The 17,483-nt window shown below is 69.0% G+C and carries 18 protein-coding genes; 11 read left to right on the forward strand and 7 right to left on the reverse strand.

Annotation, left to right across the window (positions count from 1 at the left end; translation table 11 throughout):
- Window positions 1-377: 377 nt before the first annotated feature.
- Window positions 378-1,325, forward strand: a complete 948-nt coding sequence (locus ACYVJH_RS00005) for an integron integrase (RefSeq protein ID WP_460452751.1) — start codon at window positions 378-380, stop codon at window positions 1,323-1,325.
- A 66-nt stretch (window positions 1,326-1,391) separates the two neighbouring features.
- Here the strand turns inward: ACYVJH_RS00005 and ACYVJH_RS00010 are convergent, their stop codons facing one another.
- The 5 genes from ACYVJH_RS00010 to ACYVJH_RS00030 all read right to left on the reverse strand — a co-directional run bounded on the left by ACYVJH_RS00010 (window position 1,392) and on the right by ACYVJH_RS00030 (window position 5,260).
- Complete coding sequence (locus ACYVJH_RS00010) at window positions 1,392-1,715, reverse strand: DUF1820 family protein (protein WP_460452630.1); 324 nt, start codon at window positions 1,713-1,715, stop codon at window positions 1,392-1,394.
- Window positions 1,716-1,748: 33 nt separating this feature from the next.
- Window positions 1,749-2,189, reverse strand: coding sequence for a cupin domain-containing protein (locus tag ACYVJH_RS00015; protein ID WP_460452631.1), 441 nt, complete (start codon window positions 2,187-2,189; stop codon window positions 1,749-1,751).
- A gap of 78 nt (window positions 2,190-2,267) precedes the next feature.
- Entirely contained in the window at window positions 2,268-2,945 is a 678-nt protein-coding gene (locus tag ACYVJH_RS00020; protein WP_460452632.1) for a rhomboid family intramembrane serine protease, read from the reverse strand.
- A gap of 3 nt (window positions 2,946-2,948) precedes the next feature.
- Window positions 2,949-3,647, reverse strand: coding sequence for a general secretion pathway protein GspB (locus ACYVJH_RS00025; protein WP_460452633.1), 699 nt, complete (start codon window positions 3,645-3,647; stop codon window positions 2,949-2,951).
- Complete coding sequence (locus ACYVJH_RS00030; protein ID WP_460452634.1) at window positions 3,647-5,260, reverse strand: ExeA family protein; 1,614 nt, start codon at window positions 5,258-5,260, stop codon at window positions 3,647-3,649. The genes ACYVJH_RS00025 and ACYVJH_RS00030 overlap by 1 nt, the downstream gene beginning before the upstream one ends.
- A 201-nt stretch (window positions 5,261-5,461) precedes the next feature.
- Between ACYVJH_RS00030 and ACYVJH_RS00035 the strand changes: the two genes are divergently transcribed.
- The gene (locus ACYVJH_RS00035; protein ID WP_460452635.1) at window positions 5,462-6,076 is read left to right on the forward strand and encodes a hypothetical protein; all 615 of its coding nucleotides are present in this window, start codon (window positions 5,462-5,464) and stop codon (window positions 6,074-6,076) included.
- Window positions 6,077-6,118: 42 nt separating this feature from the next.
- On the opposite strand, the gene putA is transcribed toward ACYVJH_RS00035, so the two are convergent.
- Complete coding sequence (gene putA / locus ACYVJH_RS00040; RefSeq protein WP_460452752.1) at window positions 6,119-9,274, reverse strand: bifunctional proline dehydrogenase/L-glutamate gamma-semialdehyde dehydrogenase PutA; 3,156 nt, start codon at window positions 9,272-9,274, stop codon at window positions 6,119-6,121.
- A gap of 259 nt (window positions 9,275-9,533) precedes the next feature.
- Between putA and coxB the strand changes: the two genes are divergently transcribed.
- The 5 genes from coxB to ACYVJH_RS00065 are packed head-to-tail and all read left to right on the forward strand — an operon-like array spanning window position 9,534 to window position 13,733.
- Window positions 9,534-10,421: a cytochrome c oxidase subunit II gene (gene coxB / locus ACYVJH_RS00045; RefSeq protein WP_460452636.1), complete on the forward strand. Its 888-nt coding sequence runs from the start codon at window positions 9,534-9,536 to the stop codon at window positions 10,419-10,421.
- A gap of 26 nt (window positions 10,422-10,447) precedes the next feature.
- Window positions 10,448-12,079 (forward strand): cytochrome c oxidase subunit I, encoded by a 1,632-nt coding sequence (ctaD, locus tag ACYVJH_RS00050; protein ID WP_460452637.1) that lies wholly within the window; start codon window positions 10,448-10,450, stop codon window positions 12,077-12,079.
- Window positions 12,080-12,118: 39 nt separating this feature from the next.
- Window positions 12,119-12,247: a hypothetical protein gene (locus ACYVJH_RS00055; RefSeq protein WP_460452638.1), complete on the forward strand. Its 129-nt coding sequence runs from the start codon at window positions 12,119-12,121 to the stop codon at window positions 12,245-12,247.
- A complete protein-coding gene (locus tag ACYVJH_RS00060) occupies window positions 12,244-12,825 on the forward strand; it encodes a cytochrome c oxidase assembly protein (protein WP_460452639.1) in 582 nt (193 codons plus the stop codon). Before ACYVJH_RS00055 ends, ACYVJH_RS00060 begins: the two co-directional genes overlap by 4 nt.
- Before the next feature lie 32 nt (window positions 12,826-12,857).
- Window positions 12,858-13,733, forward strand: a complete 876-nt coding sequence (locus ACYVJH_RS00065) for a cytochrome c oxidase subunit 3 (protein WP_460452640.1) — start codon at window positions 12,858-12,860, stop codon at window positions 13,731-13,733.
- Between the two features lie 51 nt (window positions 13,734-13,784).
- Here the strand turns inward: ACYVJH_RS00065 and ACYVJH_RS00070 are convergent, their stop codons facing one another.
- Entirely contained in the window at window positions 13,785-14,012 is a 228-nt protein-coding gene (locus tag ACYVJH_RS00070; protein ID WP_460452641.1) for a twin transmembrane helix small protein, read from the reverse strand.
- 57 nt (window positions 14,013-14,069) lie between these two features.
- Here ACYVJH_RS00070 and ACYVJH_RS00075 point away from each other — a divergent pair, with 57 nt between their 5' ends.
- From ACYVJH_RS00075 to cyoE, 4 genes are read left to right on the forward strand one after another with little or no spacing between them, the layout of a single operon-like run.
- Complete coding sequence (locus tag ACYVJH_RS00075; RefSeq protein ID WP_460452642.1) at window positions 14,070-14,768, forward strand: SURF1 family protein; 699 nt, start codon at window positions 14,070-14,072, stop codon at window positions 14,766-14,768.
- Entirely contained in the window at window positions 14,765-15,331 is a 567-nt protein-coding gene (locus tag ACYVJH_RS00080) for a hypothetical protein (protein ID WP_460452643.1), read from the forward strand. The genes ACYVJH_RS00075 and ACYVJH_RS00080 overlap by 4 nt, the downstream gene beginning before the upstream one ends.
- A gap of 7 nt (window positions 15,332-15,338) precedes the next feature.
- Window positions 15,339-16,484, forward strand: a complete 1,146-nt coding sequence (locus ACYVJH_RS00085; RefSeq protein ID WP_460452644.1) for a COX15/CtaA family protein — start codon at window positions 15,339-15,341, stop codon at window positions 16,482-16,484.
- On the forward strand, window positions 16,481-17,440 hold the full coding sequence (cyoE, locus tag ACYVJH_RS00090) for a heme o synthase (protein WP_460452645.1): 960 nt from the start codon (window positions 16,481-16,483) through the stop codon (window positions 17,438-17,440). Before ACYVJH_RS00085 ends, cyoE begins: the two co-directional genes overlap by 4 nt.
- Window positions 17,441-17,483: the final 43 nt, after the last annotated feature.

Consider the following 17,483-nt stretch of genomic DNA (forward strand, 5'->3'; position numbering starts at 1 on the left):
GAAGTAAACGACGACATGCGCGATACACAGCAGTGCAACAAGCCAGAAGAACTGCGTAAGTAGGCGAAGCGTTTCAGTTAGGAGCACTTTGCTTGAGATGCTGCGTTCATTCATTTGCGGCCTAACACCTATTCGACCCCTGAAGCGGGGCGTTGCGCGTACGTTCCGACAGAATTTCTGCGGGGTCAAGAGAGGATTCCTACCTCACATCAACGCTTTGGCCGATGTTCGGGGGGGCGGCGGGAGCCGCAGCATTCTGCGTTATGCATCGGCGGCGACGGCTAAGCGGTTATTGGAGCGCGAATGAAGATTCCGCCGGCGCGGCCGGGGTGGGCGATGCCTCGGCGAAGGGCGGGGCGGGGCGGCGCGCTCCACGCCTGTTGGACGAAGTTCGCCGCGTGATGCGGGTCAAGCACTACGCCATCCGCACCGAGCGGGCGTACGTGGACTGGATCAGGCGGTTCATACAAGCGAATGGGCGCCGGCATCCGCGGGAGCTGGGTGGGCGCGAGGTCGAAGCCTTCCTGTCTCTGCTGGCAGTGCGCGGGCGGGTGGCCGCCAGCACCCAGAACCAGGCGTTGGCGGCACTGTTGTTCCTCTACCGGGACGTGCTCGGGACCGAGTTGCCGTGGATGGACAAGGTCGTGCGCGCCAAGCGGCCCGAGCGGGTTCCGGTGGTGCTGTCGGTGGCCGAGGTGCGGGCCCTGCTGGCCGTGCTGGAAGGGCGCCCGTGGCTGCTGGCCAGCTTGCTCTACGGCAGCGGCATGCGCCTGATGGAAGTGCTGCGGTTGCGCATCAAGGACGTGGACTTCGGCCGCGGCGAAATCACCGTGCGCGAAGGCAAGGGCGCACGGGACCGGCGCACGGTGCTGCCGGCCTCCCTGGTCGAACCGCTGCAGCGCCAGGTCGATCGCGCCCGGGCGCTGCATGCCGCCGACCTGCGCGAAGGTTTCGGCCAGGCCTGGCTGCCCTTCGCGCTGGCGCGAAAGTACCCGAACGCGGGCCGCGAGCCGGGCTGGCAATACCTGTTTCCTTCCGAGCGCCGCTCGGCCGATCCGCGCGACGGCGTGGTGCGGCGGCACCACCTCGACGACCAGGTCGTCGGCCGCGCGCTCAAGGGCGCCGCCCGTCGTCTCGGCCTGGTCAAGCCCGTCAGCGCCCACACGCTGCGCCACAGTTTCGCCACCCACCTGCTCGAAGCCGGCTACGACATCCGCACCGTGCAGGAACTGCTGGGCCACAAGGACGTCGCCACGACGCAGATCTACACGCACGTATTGAACCGCGGTGCCGGCGGCGTGCTCAGTCCGCTCGACCGGCCATGACGCCTGCGTGGCCCTGCCGGCGCACTCGACGCAGTCCAGCGCCCGGCGTGCCGGGGTACCGCGGGTTCAGCGCGGTTTGGCCGGCAGGGGGAAAGGCGTCACCACCTTCTCGCCGGTGCTGGCGTCGCGGATGCTCAGCTGGCCCTTGCGGTCTACTTCCTCGACGCGCACCACGCTTTGCATGGGCAGGTGCAGCACGCGTGTGTCGGCGAACTCGTCGCGCAGTCGTTCTTCGGTGGGGTCCACCACCACGCCTTCCTTGGCATCGAACACCAGGTCGGCAACTTCCGTGAAACCCCACAGCGAGCTCGCCGCCACCCGGCGCGCATACAGCTCGTACACCTTGCCGGCGTTGAGGAAGGTCACCTTGTACAGAATGCGCGTGCTCATGGCAGGCGATTCTATGCCACTGCGCCTTCTGCGTCAGTCGGTGGGCACGGCATCCACCGGTGCGGTGAACGAAATGAACAGGATGCAGGGCTCGCCCGCCGCGCAGACGGCGGAATGGCCAAGCCGGGCCGGACCGTAGGCGTACATGCCGGCGCGCAGCGTGCGGGACTCTTGCCCGTCGTAACGGACCTCGAGTTCGCCGGAAACCAGCACCATGCGTTCGGGCGACGTGTGCCAGTGGTGCGGGATCACCGAACCACCGGGCACCTTGAAGAAAACATCGGAGCTCGGCCCGGCGGGGTCGCCGTGGAGCACGGCGATCCCGCAGCCCTCGGGCATGAAGTCAGGGCAGGGGCCCCAGGCCAGCCCGGCGTCATCGGCCGAAACCGCAAGCGCCGGCTCCGTATCGCCGGCAAGGGCCGCGGGACTGGCAAGCAGCAGGACAAGCGCGGTTCGCAGGGCAAATCGGTTCATGGCATGACTCCGGGAGGAACCGGGGCGGGTCGCCCCTTCCCATCCAACGTGCCAAGGACCATTAAACGGCCTGCGGGGTCAGGCGCCGCGGGAGCGGCGCGTCAGCATCGGCTTCAGGGCCAGGGCGTAGATCAGCCCGACCACGAAGCCGGCCAGGTGCGCCCACCAGGCCACGGCACCAAAGCTGGGGCCGGCAAAGGTGAAGATCAGCTGCAGCGTCGCCCACAGGCCGATCAGCAGGGCCGCCGGCACCTTGATGAACTCCAGCCACAGGCCCAGCGGCACCACCACGCCCAGCCGCGCGCGCGGGAACAGGGCCAGGTAGGCACCGATCACCGCCGACACGCCGCCGCTGGCGCCGATGATCGCGCGCGCCGGCGTACCCATCAGCACCGCGGCGGCCAGGTTGGCCAGGGCGCCGCCGGCCAGGAACAGCAGCAGGAAACGCCAGGGGCCCATGGTGCGTTCCGATGGCAGGCCGAAGATCAGCAGGAACAGCAGGTTGCCGACCAGGTGCACCGGCCCGGCGTGGATGAACAGCGCGGTGAGCAGGGTCAGCAGGCGCACGTCGCGCATCGCCGCGCGCCATTCGGTGACGCTGCCCGACAGCGTGCCCCAACGCAGCAGCGTGGCGCGCCAGGCGGCGTCGTCGGGCAACAGGAAGATCCAGATGTAGGCACCGACCATCAGCAGCGCCAGCAGCGGCGTGGCCCAGCGCCAGTGCGTCTTTCGGCGGGTCGGCAGGTCGACGAACACGGCTCAGGGTCTCGGCAGCAGCACGTCGCGGCCGCGCAGCGACAGCACCAGCCCGTCGCGGCGGATTTCCTGGATCACCACGCCGTCGGCCGGGTTGGCGCCTTCGCCGTGGCGGCGACCATCGAGGATGACAAAACGCTGCGCCGGGTCCTCGGCGTAGACGTGCATGGTGATCTTCAGCGACGGCAGGGCGTTGCGTTCGCTGGCCGGGAGGTCGGCGAGGCGGGGCAAGGTGTCGGCTGGCGCCACAACAGGGGCGGCGGCGGCCGGTGCAGGAACGGGCGCCGGCGTCTGCGGGGGAGCGACCGCGGGTGCCGGGGCTCGCGCCGGCGGCGGCACGCCCGCGGCATCAGGGCGCCCCGGCGCGTTGGCGGGCGCGGGCCGGGGAGGCGGTGCTTCGACGCGCGGCGGCACCACGTCCAACCCGGGCGCGCCCTGGCTCATTCCCGCGGGCGGGGCAGGGGCAGCGGCCTCCGGGGCCGGAGCCTGCGTCTGAACAGGCGCCACGGCATCCCGCGACCATTCCCGCCACGCGAACACAGCGAGCACCAGCACCAGCAGCAGCCCCAGCGCATACGCCCAGGCCGGCGTGCGCCGTCGCCCGCGCGCCGGCACCACGGCCTGCTGGACGAACAGGCCCGGGGCCTTGCCGCGCTGGCGCTCGGCTTCGGACTTCTTCAGGGCTTCCAGGATCAGCGACATCAGTCCAGCACCCGGCGCAGGCGCGGGCCCTCGTTCTCACGGGCGGCCAGGGCCATCAGGGTTTCCGGGCCGACCACGCCGTCGGGCACCAGGCCATGGGCGTCCTGCAGGCGGCGCACGGCGGCCAGGCTGTGTGCGTCGAGCACGGCCGGGCCGGCTTCCGGCGACTGCAGGCCGACACGGTCGCGCAGGCGGTCATGGATCCAGTCCACGGCCGGGCCGCTGTCGCCGGCCACCGGGGCCGGCCAGAGGAAATCCGGGCCGCGCCACAGCGTCGCGTAGTCGCCGTCCCAGGCGCGCTCGAGCGCCAGCCGGTCGGTATCGAAACGGCCGCCGCCGAGCCACAGGCGCACGCGTAGCGCGTCGGCCCCCAGCAGCAGCGCCCAGGCTTCTTCGCCATCGGCGCGCAGCCGCAGCAGCGAGGGGCGGCCCAGCGCCGCCAGCTTGTCCAGGCCGGCGCGGCCGCGTTGGCAATACAGGCCCGGTGCCAGCACCGGCGGACAGGCCTGGGCCCGGTCGACGGTGGTTTCGTTCGCGCGCACCGTCCACAGGCCCAGCAGCTGGCCCCAGGCAGGCTGCGCCGGTGCGCCGGCCAGGCGTATGCGGTCGGCCAGTTGCACGCCCGGCAGGTAGGGCACCACCGCCACGGTGACGGGCGGGGGTTCGGCCTGGGTTTGCGATTCGGGTTCGGGTTCGGGCGGCAGCGGCGTGCGTTCGCGCATGGCCAGGGCGATCACCAGCACCGCCAGCACGGCGGCCACGCCCCAGGCCAGGGTCGGGCGCGGCAGTTTCGACAGCCGCGGCGCCATCGCTTCGCGCGCGGCGCGGTCCACCCAGCTCTCGCCCACCTGGATCTGATCGTGGGCGTAACCAGCCAGCAGGGCGCGTTCGGCGATGATGTTCACCAGCCGCGGCACGCCGCCGGCGTGGTGGTGGATGCGCTTGACCGCCAGCTTGGTGAACGGGAAACGCGTGCCGCCGGCCACCGAAAACCGGTGCCGCAGGTAGGCCTCGGTTTCGGCGCCGTCCATCGGTGTCAGGTGGAACCTGGCGGTGACGCGCTGGGCCAGCTGGCGCAGGTCGGGGCGCGCCAGCATGTCGCGCAGCTCCGGCTGGCCCAGCAGCAGGATCTGAAGCAGCTTCTGCGTCGGCGTTTCCAGGTTGGTCAGCAGGCGCACCTGCTCCAGCGCTTCGGGGCTCAGGTTCTGCGCCTCGTCGATGATCAGCACCACGCGCAGCCCCTGCGCGTAGGCATCGAGCAGGAAGTGGTTGAGCGCATCCACCAGGCCCTTGAGGCTGCCGCGGCGGCCGGCCACGTCGATGCGCAGTTCTTCGCAGATCGTTTCCAGCAGTTCCACCGGGTCCAGGCGCGGGTTGAGCACCAGGGCCACGCGGACGTTCTCGGGCAATTGCTCCAGCAACAGCCGGCACAGCGTGGTCTTGCCGGTGCCCACTTCGCCGGTGAGCTGCACGAAACCGCCGCCGCCGCCCTGGCCGATGCCGAACAGCAGGTGCGCGAGGGCGTCCCGGTGGCGCTCGCTCAGGTAAACGAAGCGCGGGTCGGGCGTGATCGAGTACGGCGGCTCGTCGAGGCCGTAGTGCTCGAGATACATGCGAGGTCCGGGCGGAAGGGGCGACCAGCATGCCACGGCGGCCACGCAGGCAGGAACCGCATCCTTCCTGGCCGCGGCGGGTGCCTTTCCACGCGGCCGGCCGGTGTCTTGCCTACCGCTGTGCCGGGCTTGTGCCGATTCGCGGCCGGGGCGACGGGCGGACGCTGCTCCTGCGCCATTCCGGCGCACGAGGAGACCCCGATGATCCTGACCCGCTGTTTCGCCACCGCCGTCCTGTGGGCGGCCGCCGCCGGCGCCTTGGCCTTTCCCGGCACCGGCGACGAAACCATCGAACGCCCGCCCGGTGCGGCCCTGCTCACCATCACCTCGGCCATGCCCGAACTAACCGCCTTCCCCGACGACGGCAGCACCCACCTGGTCTGGGAGGACAGCGCCGGGCGCCGCAGCAAGGCCGAGATCCTGGCCGACGGCACCGTCCGCCTGCACCTGCCCGGCGACCCGGTGCGCCAGATCCCGCCGCGCCCGCGCCTGCTCAGCCTGTCCGAGGAGCAGCGCGTGAACCTGATCCTGGACTACTACTACGAAAACGGCGTCGACCTGGAAAACCGCCGCATGCGCCGCCCCAGTGACCCGCCGAGGCGCCGGCTCGTGCGTGGCGGCGGTGGCATCGGCCCGCTGATCGTCTGGATGATCGCCGATGCCTGCATCACCGCCGAAAAGGGCCGCCAGAACGCCTGTCTGGAGGAATGCGCGTCCATCGGCATGAGCGCGCACTACCGCAGCGGCATCTGCGGCGCCGGTTCCACCTGTGCCTGCGTGTACGTGGTTGAACGCCAGCCCGACACCGGCAACTGAGGCCGGAAGCAAGAAGGCCCTCCATCCGGAGGGCCTTGCTTGTCAGTCGTCCAGCGTCAGCAGCGAGGCATTGCCGCCGGCCGCCGTGGTGTTCACGGTCAGCACGCGTTCGGTGGCGAAGCGCAGCAGGTAGTGCGGGCCGCCGGCCTTGGGGCCGGTGCCGGACAGGCCTTCGCCGCCGAACGGCTGCACGCCGACCACGGCGCCCACCTGGTTGCGGTTGACGTAACAATTGCCCACCCGCACCGTCGTCGCGATCTTTTCCACCGTCGCGTCGATGCGCGAATGGATGCCCAGGGTCAGGCCGTAGCCGGTGGCGTTGATGTCGGCCATCACCCTGTCCAGCTCGCTGGCCTCGTAGCGAAGCACGTGCAGCACCGGGCCGAAGACTTCGCGTTCGAGCTGCGAGAGGTTCTTCAGTTCGTAGGCGCGCGGCGCGAAGAAGCAACCGTGCGCGGTGCTGTCTTCGGGCAGTGTCACCTGGTTGATCAGGCGCGCCTCGCGGTCCATGCGCTCGGCGTGTGCTTCGAGCACCTTGCGCGCGTCCTCGTCGATCACCGGGCCGACGTCGGTGCTCAGCAGCGCCGGGTTGCCCACCCGCAGTTCGTCCATGGCCCCCGACAGCATGGTGATCACCTTGTCGGCGATGTCGGCCTGTACGTAGAGCACGCGCGCGGCCGAACAGCGCTGGCCGGCGGAATCGAAGGCCGAGGTCATGGCGTCCTTCACCAGCTGCTCGGGCAGCGCCGACGAGTCGGCGATCAGCGCGTTCTGGCCGCCGGTTTCCGCGATCAGCGCGGCAATCGGCGCCTTGCGCGCGGCCAGGGCGCGGTTGATCGCCCACGCGGTGTCGGTCGAGCCGGTGAAACACACGCCGGCGATGCGCGGGTCCTTGGTCAGCGCCACGCCGACGGTGGCGCCGTCACCGGGCACGAACTGCAGCACGTCCTTGGGCACGCCGGCTTCGTGCAGCAACTGCGTCGCCAGGTAGGCCGTCAGCGTGGTCTGTTCGGCTGGCTTGGCCACCACGGTGTTGCCCGACGCCAGCGCGGCGGCCACCTGGCCCAGGTAAATCGCCAGCGGGAAGTTCCAGGGGCTGATGCAGGCGAACACGCCCTTGCCGTGCAGCCACAGTTCGTTCGATTCGCCGGTGGGGCCGGGCAGTTTTTCCGGCGCGCCGAACAGCTTGCGCGACTGCATGGCGTAGTAGCGCAGGAAGTCCACCGCCTCGCGCACCTCGCCCACCGATGAGGAAATGGACTTGCCGGCTTCCTTCACGCAGATCGCCATGAACGCGCCCATGCGCTGTTCCAGCAGGTCGGCGGCGTGTTCGAGGATGCGCGCGCGGCTGGCGGCCGGCATCCTGTCCCAGCCCGGCTGCGCGGCCACGGCGTTGGCGATGGCCAGTTCGACCGTGGCGGCGTCGGCGTTGATGTACTCGCCCACCTGCTCGCGGCGGTCGGCGGGGTTGCTCACCTTCACCTTCTCGCCGGCCGGCTTGGCGCCCGGCACCAGCGGCGTGGCCGACACCGGGGCGAGCGCGGCGTTCATTTCGCGCGCGAGGGTGGCAAGGGTGTCGTCGTTGGCGAGATTGGCGCCCATGGAATTGGTCCTGTCTTCGCCGGCGGCCCGGAACAGCGCGCGCGGCATGGGAATGCGGGGATGGGGCTTGGATTCGAACGCCGAGGCCACGGCCACCGGGTCGGCGACCAGGTCAGCGGCCGGCAGGGATTCGTCGGTGATGCGGTTGACGAAGCTGGAATTGGCGCCGTTCTCCAGCAGGCGCCGCACCAGGTAGGGCAGCAGGTCTTCGTGCGAGCCCACCGGCGCATACACGCGGCAGGGCACGCCCAGCTTGTCGGCCGGCACGACCTCGGCGTACAGGTCGTCGCCCATGCCGTGCAGCTTCTGGTATTCGAACCTGCCGCCCGCGTCCTTGGCGAAGTGGTGGATCGCGGCGATCGTATGCGCGTTGTGCGTCGCGAACATCGGATAAAGCGCATCCGTCGCCGCCAGCATCTGCCGCGCGCAGGCCAGGTAGCTGACGTCGGTGTTCACCTTGCGGGTGAAGACCGGGAAGCCCGGGTAGCCGTCGGCCTGGGCCTTCTTCACCTCGCTGTCCCAGTAGGCGCCCTTGACCAGGCGCATGGGGATGCGCCGGCCGGTGCGGCGGGCCAGGTCGACGATGTAGTCGATCACGTAGGGCGCGCGCTTCTGGTAGGCCTGGACGGCCAGGCCATAACCTTCCCAGCCTTCCAGCGACGGATCCTCGTAGGCGCCGGCAATGACGTCCAGGCTCAGTTCCAGGCGCTCGGATTCTTCGGCGTCGATGGTGAAGCCGATGCCCTGCGCCTTGGCCAGCCGGGCCAGTTCCAGCACCCGCGGGGTCAGTTCGGCCTGCACGCGGGCGCGCTGGGCCAGCTCGTAGCGCGGGTGCAGCGCGGACAACTTCACCGAAATGGAAGGTGCCTGGAACACGTCCTTGAACGGCCCGCCGGCCCCGATCGCGCCGATGGCGTCGCGGTAGGCCTTCAGGTAGCGGTCGGCGTCGGCCTGGGTGAAGGCGGCTTCACCGAGCATGTCGAAGGAGTACAGGTAATCGGCCGCATCGCCCTTGCGGCTGCGCTCCAGCGCCTCGGCGATCGTGCGGCCCATGACGAACTGGTGGCCCATGATGCGCATCGCCTGGCGCACGGCCAGGCGGATCGCCGGTTCGCCGGCCCGGCCGACCAGGCGACGGAAGGCGCCGATGGCGTTGCGGCGGGTTTCTTCGGCCAGGTTGACCATGCGGCCGGTCAGCATCAGGCCCCAGGTCGAGGCATTGACCAGCACCGAACTCGAGCGGCCCATGTGCCGGTCCCAGTCGGCGTCGCCCAGCTTGTCGCGGATCAGCTTGTCGGCGGTGGCGCGGTCGGGCACGCGCAGCAGGGCTTCGGCCACGCACATCAGCAGCACGCCTTCCTCGCTGGACAGGTCGTACTGGCGCATGAAGGCCTCGACCATGCCCGGGTCGGCGCCGCGCACCCGCGTGCGCTCCACCAGGCCCACGGCGGCGGCCTGCACCGCCGCCTGCTCGGCGGCCGGCAGGCGGGCGACCTCCAGCAGGCCGGCCAGGTGCTCGGCCTCGTCGCGGTGGAAGGCCGCGGTGATCCGGGCGCGCAGGTCCGACGGCGCGCCGGGCAGTTCAGGGCTCAGGATCGGGGTCACAAGGGTCCGTGGTGGTCGGCGCTGGCAGCGCGTGAACGCGGATTCTAAGGCCGCTGCCGGGGGCGCTGAAAGCGGTCCGCGTTCACCTTTCCGGACAACGGGCCTCCGGTTTGGCTTGCCCCCCCGTCGCGCGGGTCGCTAAAATCCGCCAGTTCTCCTGCCCTGCGTCCCCTGCCGCTGGCTGCCCTCGGGCCGCCGGCGACGACCGGGAGCCGGGCGGAGCCAAGACCACACGTTGGGGTATGTTCGGATGAAAGCGAAGAAAGCAAGCGCCATCGTCGCCAGGGTCGCCACCGGCCTGATGGCCGCGATGGCCAGTGTCTCGGCCCTGGCCGCCAGCAGCGAACCGGTGCGCTGGCAGCTCAACATGCCCGAAGGCGTCACCCGCACCGCGGAAAACGCCTACTTCATGCACATGCTGATGCTCTGGATCTGCGTTGCCATCGGCATCGTGGTGTTCGGTGCGATGGCCGTGGCCATGGTGAAGTTCCGCAAGTCCAAGGGCGCCAAGCCGGACGTGGACTTCACCCACTCGACCAAGCTCGAGATCATCTGGACCGTCATCCCCATCGTCATCCTGGTGGTGATGGCCGTGCCGGCCACCAGCATGGTCATCCAGCAGTACGACGCCAAGGGCCACGAAATGACGGTGAAGATCACCGGCTACCAGTGGATGTGGCGCTACGAGATCGTCGGCGAGGACGTGAACTACATCTCCCGCCTCGACCGCGAATCCGACCGCATCCGCCAGTCCGGCGAGCGCCCCGATGCCGACGTCGTGCCGCATTACCTGCGTGACGTCGACCGTCCGCTGGTGCTGCCCACCGACACCAAGATCCGCTTCGTGGTCACCGCCGACGACGTCATCCACGCCTGGTGGGTGCCGGCGCTTGGCTGGAAGCAGGACGCCATCCCGGGCCTGATCAACGAAGCCTGGACCGAGATCAAGCAGCCGGGTACCTACCGCGGCGTTTGCGCCGAGCTGTGCGGCAAGGACCACGGCTTCATGCCGATCGTCGTCAAGGCCGTGCCGCGCGCCGAGTACGAGGCCTGGCTGGCCGCCCAGAAGGCCGGCGACCTCGCCGAAGCCGCCCGCATCGTCGCCAACGCCCCCGCGAAAGCGGGCGGCGAGGGCTGAGCAGAACCTGAGAGAGGCACACGACCATGGCACACACTGACGCCCACGCCGCCGACCACCACGGCGAGCACAAGCAGGGCTTCGTCCAGCGCTGGCTCTACTCCACCAACCACAAGGACATCGGTACCCTGTACCTGGTGTTCGCGCTGGTGATGTTCTTCATCGGCGGCTCGATGGCCCTGGTGATCCGCGCTGAACTCTTCCAGCCCGGCCTGCAGCTGGTCGAGCCGGAGTTCTTCAACCAGATGACCACCATGCATGCGCTGGTGATGATCTTCGGCGCCGTCATGCCGGCCTTCGTCGGCCTGGCCAACTGGATGATCCCGCTGCAGATCGGCGCGCCCGACATGGCGCTGCCGCGCATGAACAACTGGTCGTTCTGGATCCTGCCGTTCGCCTTCACCCTGCTGCTGATGCCGCTGATCCTCCAGATCTTCTTCGGCGTGGGCGGCGGCGGCCCGGCCGGTGGCTGGACGCTCTACCCGCCGCTGTCGCTGCAGGGCGGCAACAGCACGGCCTTCACCATCTTCGCGATCCACCTGATGGGCATCAGCTCGATCATGGGCGCGATCAACGTCATCGCCACCATCCTCAACATGCGCGCCCCGGGCGTCGACCTGCTGAAGATGCCGATCTTCGTCTGGACCTGGCTGATCACCGCCTTCCTGCTGATCGCGGTGATGCCGGTCCTGGCCGGCGCGGTGACCATGCTGCTGACCGACAAGTTCTTCGACACCAGCTTCTTCAACGCCGCTGGTGGCGGTGACCCGGTGATGTTCCAGCACATCTTCTGGTTCTTCGGTCACCCCGAGGTCTACATCATGATCCTGCCGGCCTTCGGCATCGTGTCGGAGATCATCCCGACCTTCGCCCGCAAGCCGCTGTTCGGTTACCAGGCCATGGTGTACGCCACCGCGTCCATCGCCTTCCTGTCGTTCATCGTGTGGGCCCACCACATGTTCACCGTCGGCATGCCGCTGGGCGGCGAGCTGTACTTCATGTACGCGACGATGCTCATCGCCATTCCCACCGGCGTGAAGGTGTTCAACTGGGTCACCACCATGTGGCGCGGCTCGATCAGCTTCGAAACCCCGATGCTGTTCGCGCTGGGCTTCGTGATCATGTTCACCATCGGCGGCTTCTCGGGCCTGATGCTGGCCATCGTGCCGGCCGACTTCCAGTACCACGACACCTACTTCGTGGTGGCGCACTTCCACTACGTGCTGGTCACCGGCGCCGTGTTCGGCATCATGGCCGGCGTGTACTACTGGCTGCCCAAGTGGACCGGCCACATGTACAACGAGTCGCTGGGCAAGTGGCACTTCTGGCTGTCCACGATCTTCGTGAACCTGCTGTTCTTCCCGCAGCACTTCCTGGGCCTGGCGGGCATGCAGCGCCGCGTGCCGGACTACAACATGGCCTTCGCCGACTTCAACCTGTGGTCGTCCATCGGCGGCTTCGGCTTCGGCCTGAGCCAGCTGCTGTTCGCCTACATCGTCTGGTCGGCCGCCCGTGGCGGCGTCAAGGCCGAGCCGCGCGTCTGGGAAGGCGCCAAGGGCCTGGAGTGGACGGTGCCTTCGCCGGCCCCGCACCACACCTTCACCCTGCCGCCGGTCATCAAGGACGGTGACCTGGCCCACGGCGACATCACCCACTAAGGAGTGCAGGCGCCCCGACCGGGGCGCCGCCAAACCGGCATGAACAACCCCAGCCCGACCAAGACCGACGCCACCCGCCGCCGCAACGCCCGCCGCACGGCGCTGGCGCTTGCGCTGGTGGCCGCCGGTATTTTCGTGGCTTTCATGCTGACGGCGGTGATGCCGTGAAGACGCCCGCGCTCAAGACCTTCCGCACCATCGCCCTGGTTTCGGCGGCGTCGTTCGTGTTCGCGTTCTCGCTGGTGCCGCTGTACCGCATCGCCTGCGAGAAGGTCTTCGGCATCAAGCTCGAGCAGGGCCCCGCCGGCGAAGCGCAGGTGGCCGGGCTGCAGGTGGATGAATCGCGCACGATCACCATCGAGTTCGACGCCACGGTGAACTCCAAGCTGCCCTGGGAGTTCAAGCCCACCCAGCTCACCATGCAGGTGCACCCGGGCAAGATGTACGAGATGAACTACATCGCGCGCAACATCGCCGACCATGCCATCGTCGGCAATGCCGCGCCGTCGGTGGCGCCGTCCACGGCGTCCACCTACTTCAACAAGACCGAGTGCTTCTGCTTCACCGAGCAGCTGCTGGCCGCGGGCGAAGAGCGCCTGATGCCGGTGCGTTTCATCGTTGACCCGGCGCTGCCCGACAACGTGCAGACGCTCACCCTGTCCTACACTTTCTTCAGCAACGACGCGGCCACGGCCCGGGTCGGCGAGGGCGCCCACGCTCCCGCCGCCGCCCGCACCGCACCGTAACCCAAGGCCCACCAGGAGTACCGGGGAACCCCATGGCACACACCCACGACGACCCGAACATCTATTACGTCCCGCACCACAGCCCCTGGCCCTTCGTGGGTTCGATCACGCTGTTCACCACCATGGTGGGCGTGGCGAACTGGTTCAACGGCCACGGCTGGGGCGAGCCGGTGTTCTACATCGGCCTGGTGGCCACGCTGGCGGTGCTGTTCGGCTGGTTCGGCAACGTCATCGCCGAATCCGTGTCCGGCAGGTACAACACCCAGGTCGATGCCTCGTTCCGCATGGGCATGATGTGGTTCATCTTCTCGGAGATCATGTTCTTCGCGGCCTTCTTCGGCGCGCTGTTCTACACGCGCCAGTTCGCGCTGCCCTGGTTGTCGGGTGAAGGCGACGGCTCGCTGACCAACCAGTTCCTGTGGCAGGGCTTCAGCGCCGGCTGGCCCAGCAATGGCCCGGCCCAGATCGGCGGTTCCTTCCAGACCATCTCGGCCTGGGGCCTGCCGCTGGTCAACACCCTGCTGCTGCTCAGCTCGGGCGTCACCATCACCATCGCCCACCACGCCCTGAAGGCCAACAAGCGCGGCTCGCTGCTGTTCTGGCTGGGCGCCACCATCGCGCTGGGCGCGGTCTTCATGGTGGTGCAGGGTTACGAGTACTACCACGCCTACGCCGAGCTGGGCCTGACGCTGGGTTCGGGCATCTACGGCTCGACCTTCTTCATGCTCACCGGCTTCCACGGCATGCACGTGATGCTGGGTACGATCATGCTGGCCATCATCTGGCTGCGCTGCCTCAGGGGCCATTTCAGCCCCGACCACCACTTCGGTTTCGAGGCCGTGGCCTGGTACTGGCACTTCGTGGACGTGGTCTGGCTTGGCCTGTTCATGTTCGTCTACGTGCTCTGAGCACGCAGACAAACCGGTAACCGTGGGCCGGCCTTGCGCCGGCCCGCTGTTTTAAGGGCCGGCGCGGCCGATGCCATGCGGTTCGATCACGCCGGTGGCGATACCGATGATCACCAGCACGATCAGGCCGACCGAAAGGCCGATGCGCCAGCTCAGCGAGTTCACCGTGCGCTTGCTGCGGCCCTTGTCCACCATCATGTAATACAGGCCGGCGCCCAGGTTCCACAGGATGAAAATGAAGAATCCGACGACGACCAGGGTCTTGAGTTCACTGCTCATGCAAAGGGCCGGTGGTGATGTCTGGCGCGCATTATCCGCTTCCCGGGCGCACGGGTGGTGAAACGCCGCGTCCTGCTCGCGATCTTCGGCCTTTGCCTGGTGCTCGGATTCTCGGCGCTGGGCAACTGGCAGTGGGGCCGCGGGCTGGAGAAGCAGGCGATGCTCGACGCCGCCCTGGCTGCGCGCGCCGAGGCACCCTGGCCGCTGTCGGCCGCCGGCACCCCCGGTGGCGTCAACCGCGCCGCCGGCGGCGGTGTTTTCCTCGCCACGCCGCCGCTGTGGCTGGACAACCAGCGCCGTGGCCAGCGCGTGGGCGTGCGCCTGTACTGCGCCTTCCAGCCGCACAGCGGCACGGCGCTGCTGGTCGACCTGGGCTGGCTGCCGCTGCCCGGCGACCGCACCCTGCCGCGCGAAACCTGCCCCGCTGGCCCGGCGGACCTGTCCGGTCTGCTGGCGCCGCCGCCGGCGGTGGGGCTGCGCCTGGGCGGGGGACTGGAGTCGCGCGATGGCGGCGCCCGCTGGCTGGCGCTGCACCTGGAGCCCGATGCCGTGGCGCGCGCCTGGGAGCTGCCGGCGCTGGCGCCGCGGGTGCTGCGCCTGGATCCTTCGCTGCCGCTGGGCCATGAACGCGATCTTGAGGTGCTGGCGAATACGCTGCCTCCCGAAAAACACCGCGGCTACGCCATCCAGTGGTTTGGCCTGGCCTTCGCCACCCTGGTGGTGATCCTTCTCCTGTGGTTCCGGAAACGCCCATGAACGCGCCCAACAACGCCGCCCCGTCCAAGACCCGCTCGCGCCTGCAGCTGCTGCTGGTCGCGGCTTTTTTCCTCGGCAGTTTCGGCATCGCCGCCAGCCTGTTCTTCGGCGGCTGGAAGCCCAGCCAGACCCGCAACATCGGTGAAATGCTCGACCCCTATCCGGATCTGCGCACGCTTGCCCTCAAACGGGCCGACGGCAGCGACTGGTTATGGCAGCCGGCCGAACGCAACTGGCACGTCGTGTTCGTGGCGCCGGAAGGCTGCGGCGAACCCTGCGCGCAGATGCTGGTCGCCCTGCAGCGCGTCTGGGTCTCGGAAGGCCGGCACGCCGAACGCCTGAAGGTGCTGTGGTTCGGCGAGGTTCCCGCCGGCGCCCCCGGATTCGCCGGCCTGGTGCCCATGCAGCCCAGCGTGGCCCTTGCCGAAAAACTGCCCGACACGGCGCGCCCCGATGCGCTGCCGGCCTACCTGGCCGACCCCAATGGTTACCTCGTCCTGCGTTACGCCCCGGGGTTCAATCCCTCCGGCCTGCGCAAGGACCTCGGACGTGTGTTGAAGTAGGCCCCTGATGAACGCTCCCTCCCGTCATTTCCATCGCCTTGCCTGGGCAGCCGTGCTGCTGGCCCTGGTCGTGATCGTCTTCGGCGGTTTCGTCCGGCTGTCCAACGCCGGGCTGAGCTGCCCGGACTGGCCCACCTGTTACGGCAAGGCCACGTGGCCGAACCAGGACCACGAGATCGCCGCCGCCAATGCCGGCTACGAACGCATGGTCGAAGTCTCCAAGGCCTGGCGCGAACAGTTCCACCGCCACATCGCGGCGCTGCTCGGCGTACTGGTGCTTACCCTGGCCCTGCTGGCCGCGCGCAAGCGAAAGGGCGGGGTAGTCAGCGTGCTGGCGGCATCGGCCCTGGTCGGGCTGTCCATCCCGGTGTACATGGGCGTGGGCATGGCACCCAACCACGAGCTGTCCGTGGCGCTGTGGCTGGCCGGGGAGCTGATCCTGCTGGTCCAGGCCCTTCGCTGGTCGAACGTGGACGCCGCGCGCATGTCCACGCTGCTGCTGATGGTGATCGTCTTCCAGGCGGTGCTGGGCATGTGGACGGTCATCTGGCTGGTGAAGCCGGTCATCGTGATGGCGCACCTGCTGGGCGGCCTGCTCACGCTGTCGCTGCTGACCTGGCTGGCCTGGAAAACCACGCCCTGGGGCCCGCTGGTCAGCGCCGAGGCACCGAAGCTGCGGCGCCTGCTCTGGATCGGCCTGGTGCTGCTGGTCGTGCAGATCGCCCTGGGCGGCTGGACCAGCGCCAACTACGCCGCGCTCGCCTGCGGCACCGACTTCCCGACCTGCCTGGGCCAGTGGTGGCCACAGCAGGACTACCGCGAAGCTTTCGTGCTCTGGCGCGGCATCGGCGTCGACTACGAAGGCGGCGTGCTCGACGGCCCCGCGCGCGTGGCCATCCAGATGGCCCACCGGCTGATGGCGATCCTGGTGGTCGGCCACCTGCTGGTGGTGGCGATCAGGCTGCTGCGCTCGACCGGCCTTCGGTATTCCGGCGGCCTGCTGCTGGTGCTGCTTGTCGGCCAGGTCGCCCTGGGCATCAGCAACATCGTGCTGGGCCTGCCGCTGTGGGTGGCGGTGGCGCACAACGCCGGCGCGGCCCTGCTGCTGTTCACGGTGGTCGGCCTGCTGGCGCGGCTGCGGGCACCCGAATGAACCTGCCGCTGGCCGCCTACTGGGAGCTGACCAAGCCGCGCGTGGTGGCGCTGATCGTGTTCACCGCGATCATCGGCATGTTCCTGGCCATCGAACCGGGCGAGCCGCTGCCGTGGCAGCGCATGGTCCTGGGCGCGCTGGGCATCTGGCTGGCGGCTTCGTCGGCGGCGGCGATCAACCACCTGCTCGACCAGCGTATCGACGTGCTGATGGCGCGCACCCAGCACCGGCCGCTCGCCACGGGCTCGCTGCGGCCCGCCCAGGTGCTGGGCTTCGCGCTCGCGCTCGGTGCGCTGTCCATGGTCCTGCTGGCCGCGTGGGTGAACGTGTTCACGGCGGCGCTCACCTTTGCCTCGCTGATCGGCTATGCCATCGTCTACACCGGCTACCTCAAGCGCGCGACGCCGCAGAACATCGTCATCGGCGGCCTGGCCGGCGCCGCGCCGCCGGCCCTGGGCTGGGCGGCGGTGAAGGGCTGGCCGGCGGGCGTGTCGTTCTGGGGCCTGGCCGGCGCGCCGCTTCACTACGACCATGCGCTGTTGCTGGTGCTGATCATCTACGTCTGGACGCCGCCGCATTTCTGGGCGCTGGCGATCTTCCGCCGCGACGACTACGCCAAGGCGCTCATCCCGATGCTGCCGGTGGTGTACGGCGTCACCTACACGCGCTGGCAGATCCTGTTCTACACGGTGCTGCTGGTGGTGGTGACGGTGTTGCCCTACGTGACCGGCATGAGCGGCGTGTTCTACCTGGGCGGCGCGCTGGTGCTGGGCGCGGTCTTCCTCTGGTACGCCATCCGCCTGCTCAACCCGCCCAGCGAGTGGTACGCGATGCAGGTGTTCAATTATTCGATCGTGTACCTGATGGCCCTGTTCGCCTTCCTGCTGGCCGACCACTGGCTGCTGCGCGACGCTGCCGCCCTGGCCGTCCAGACCCTGGAGTTCGTCCCCGCCTGACCGGACCGGGGGCCTTGACATTTGGTTTTACAGGCGTAAATTG

The organism is Arenimonas aestuarii (genome assembly GCF_054781715.1).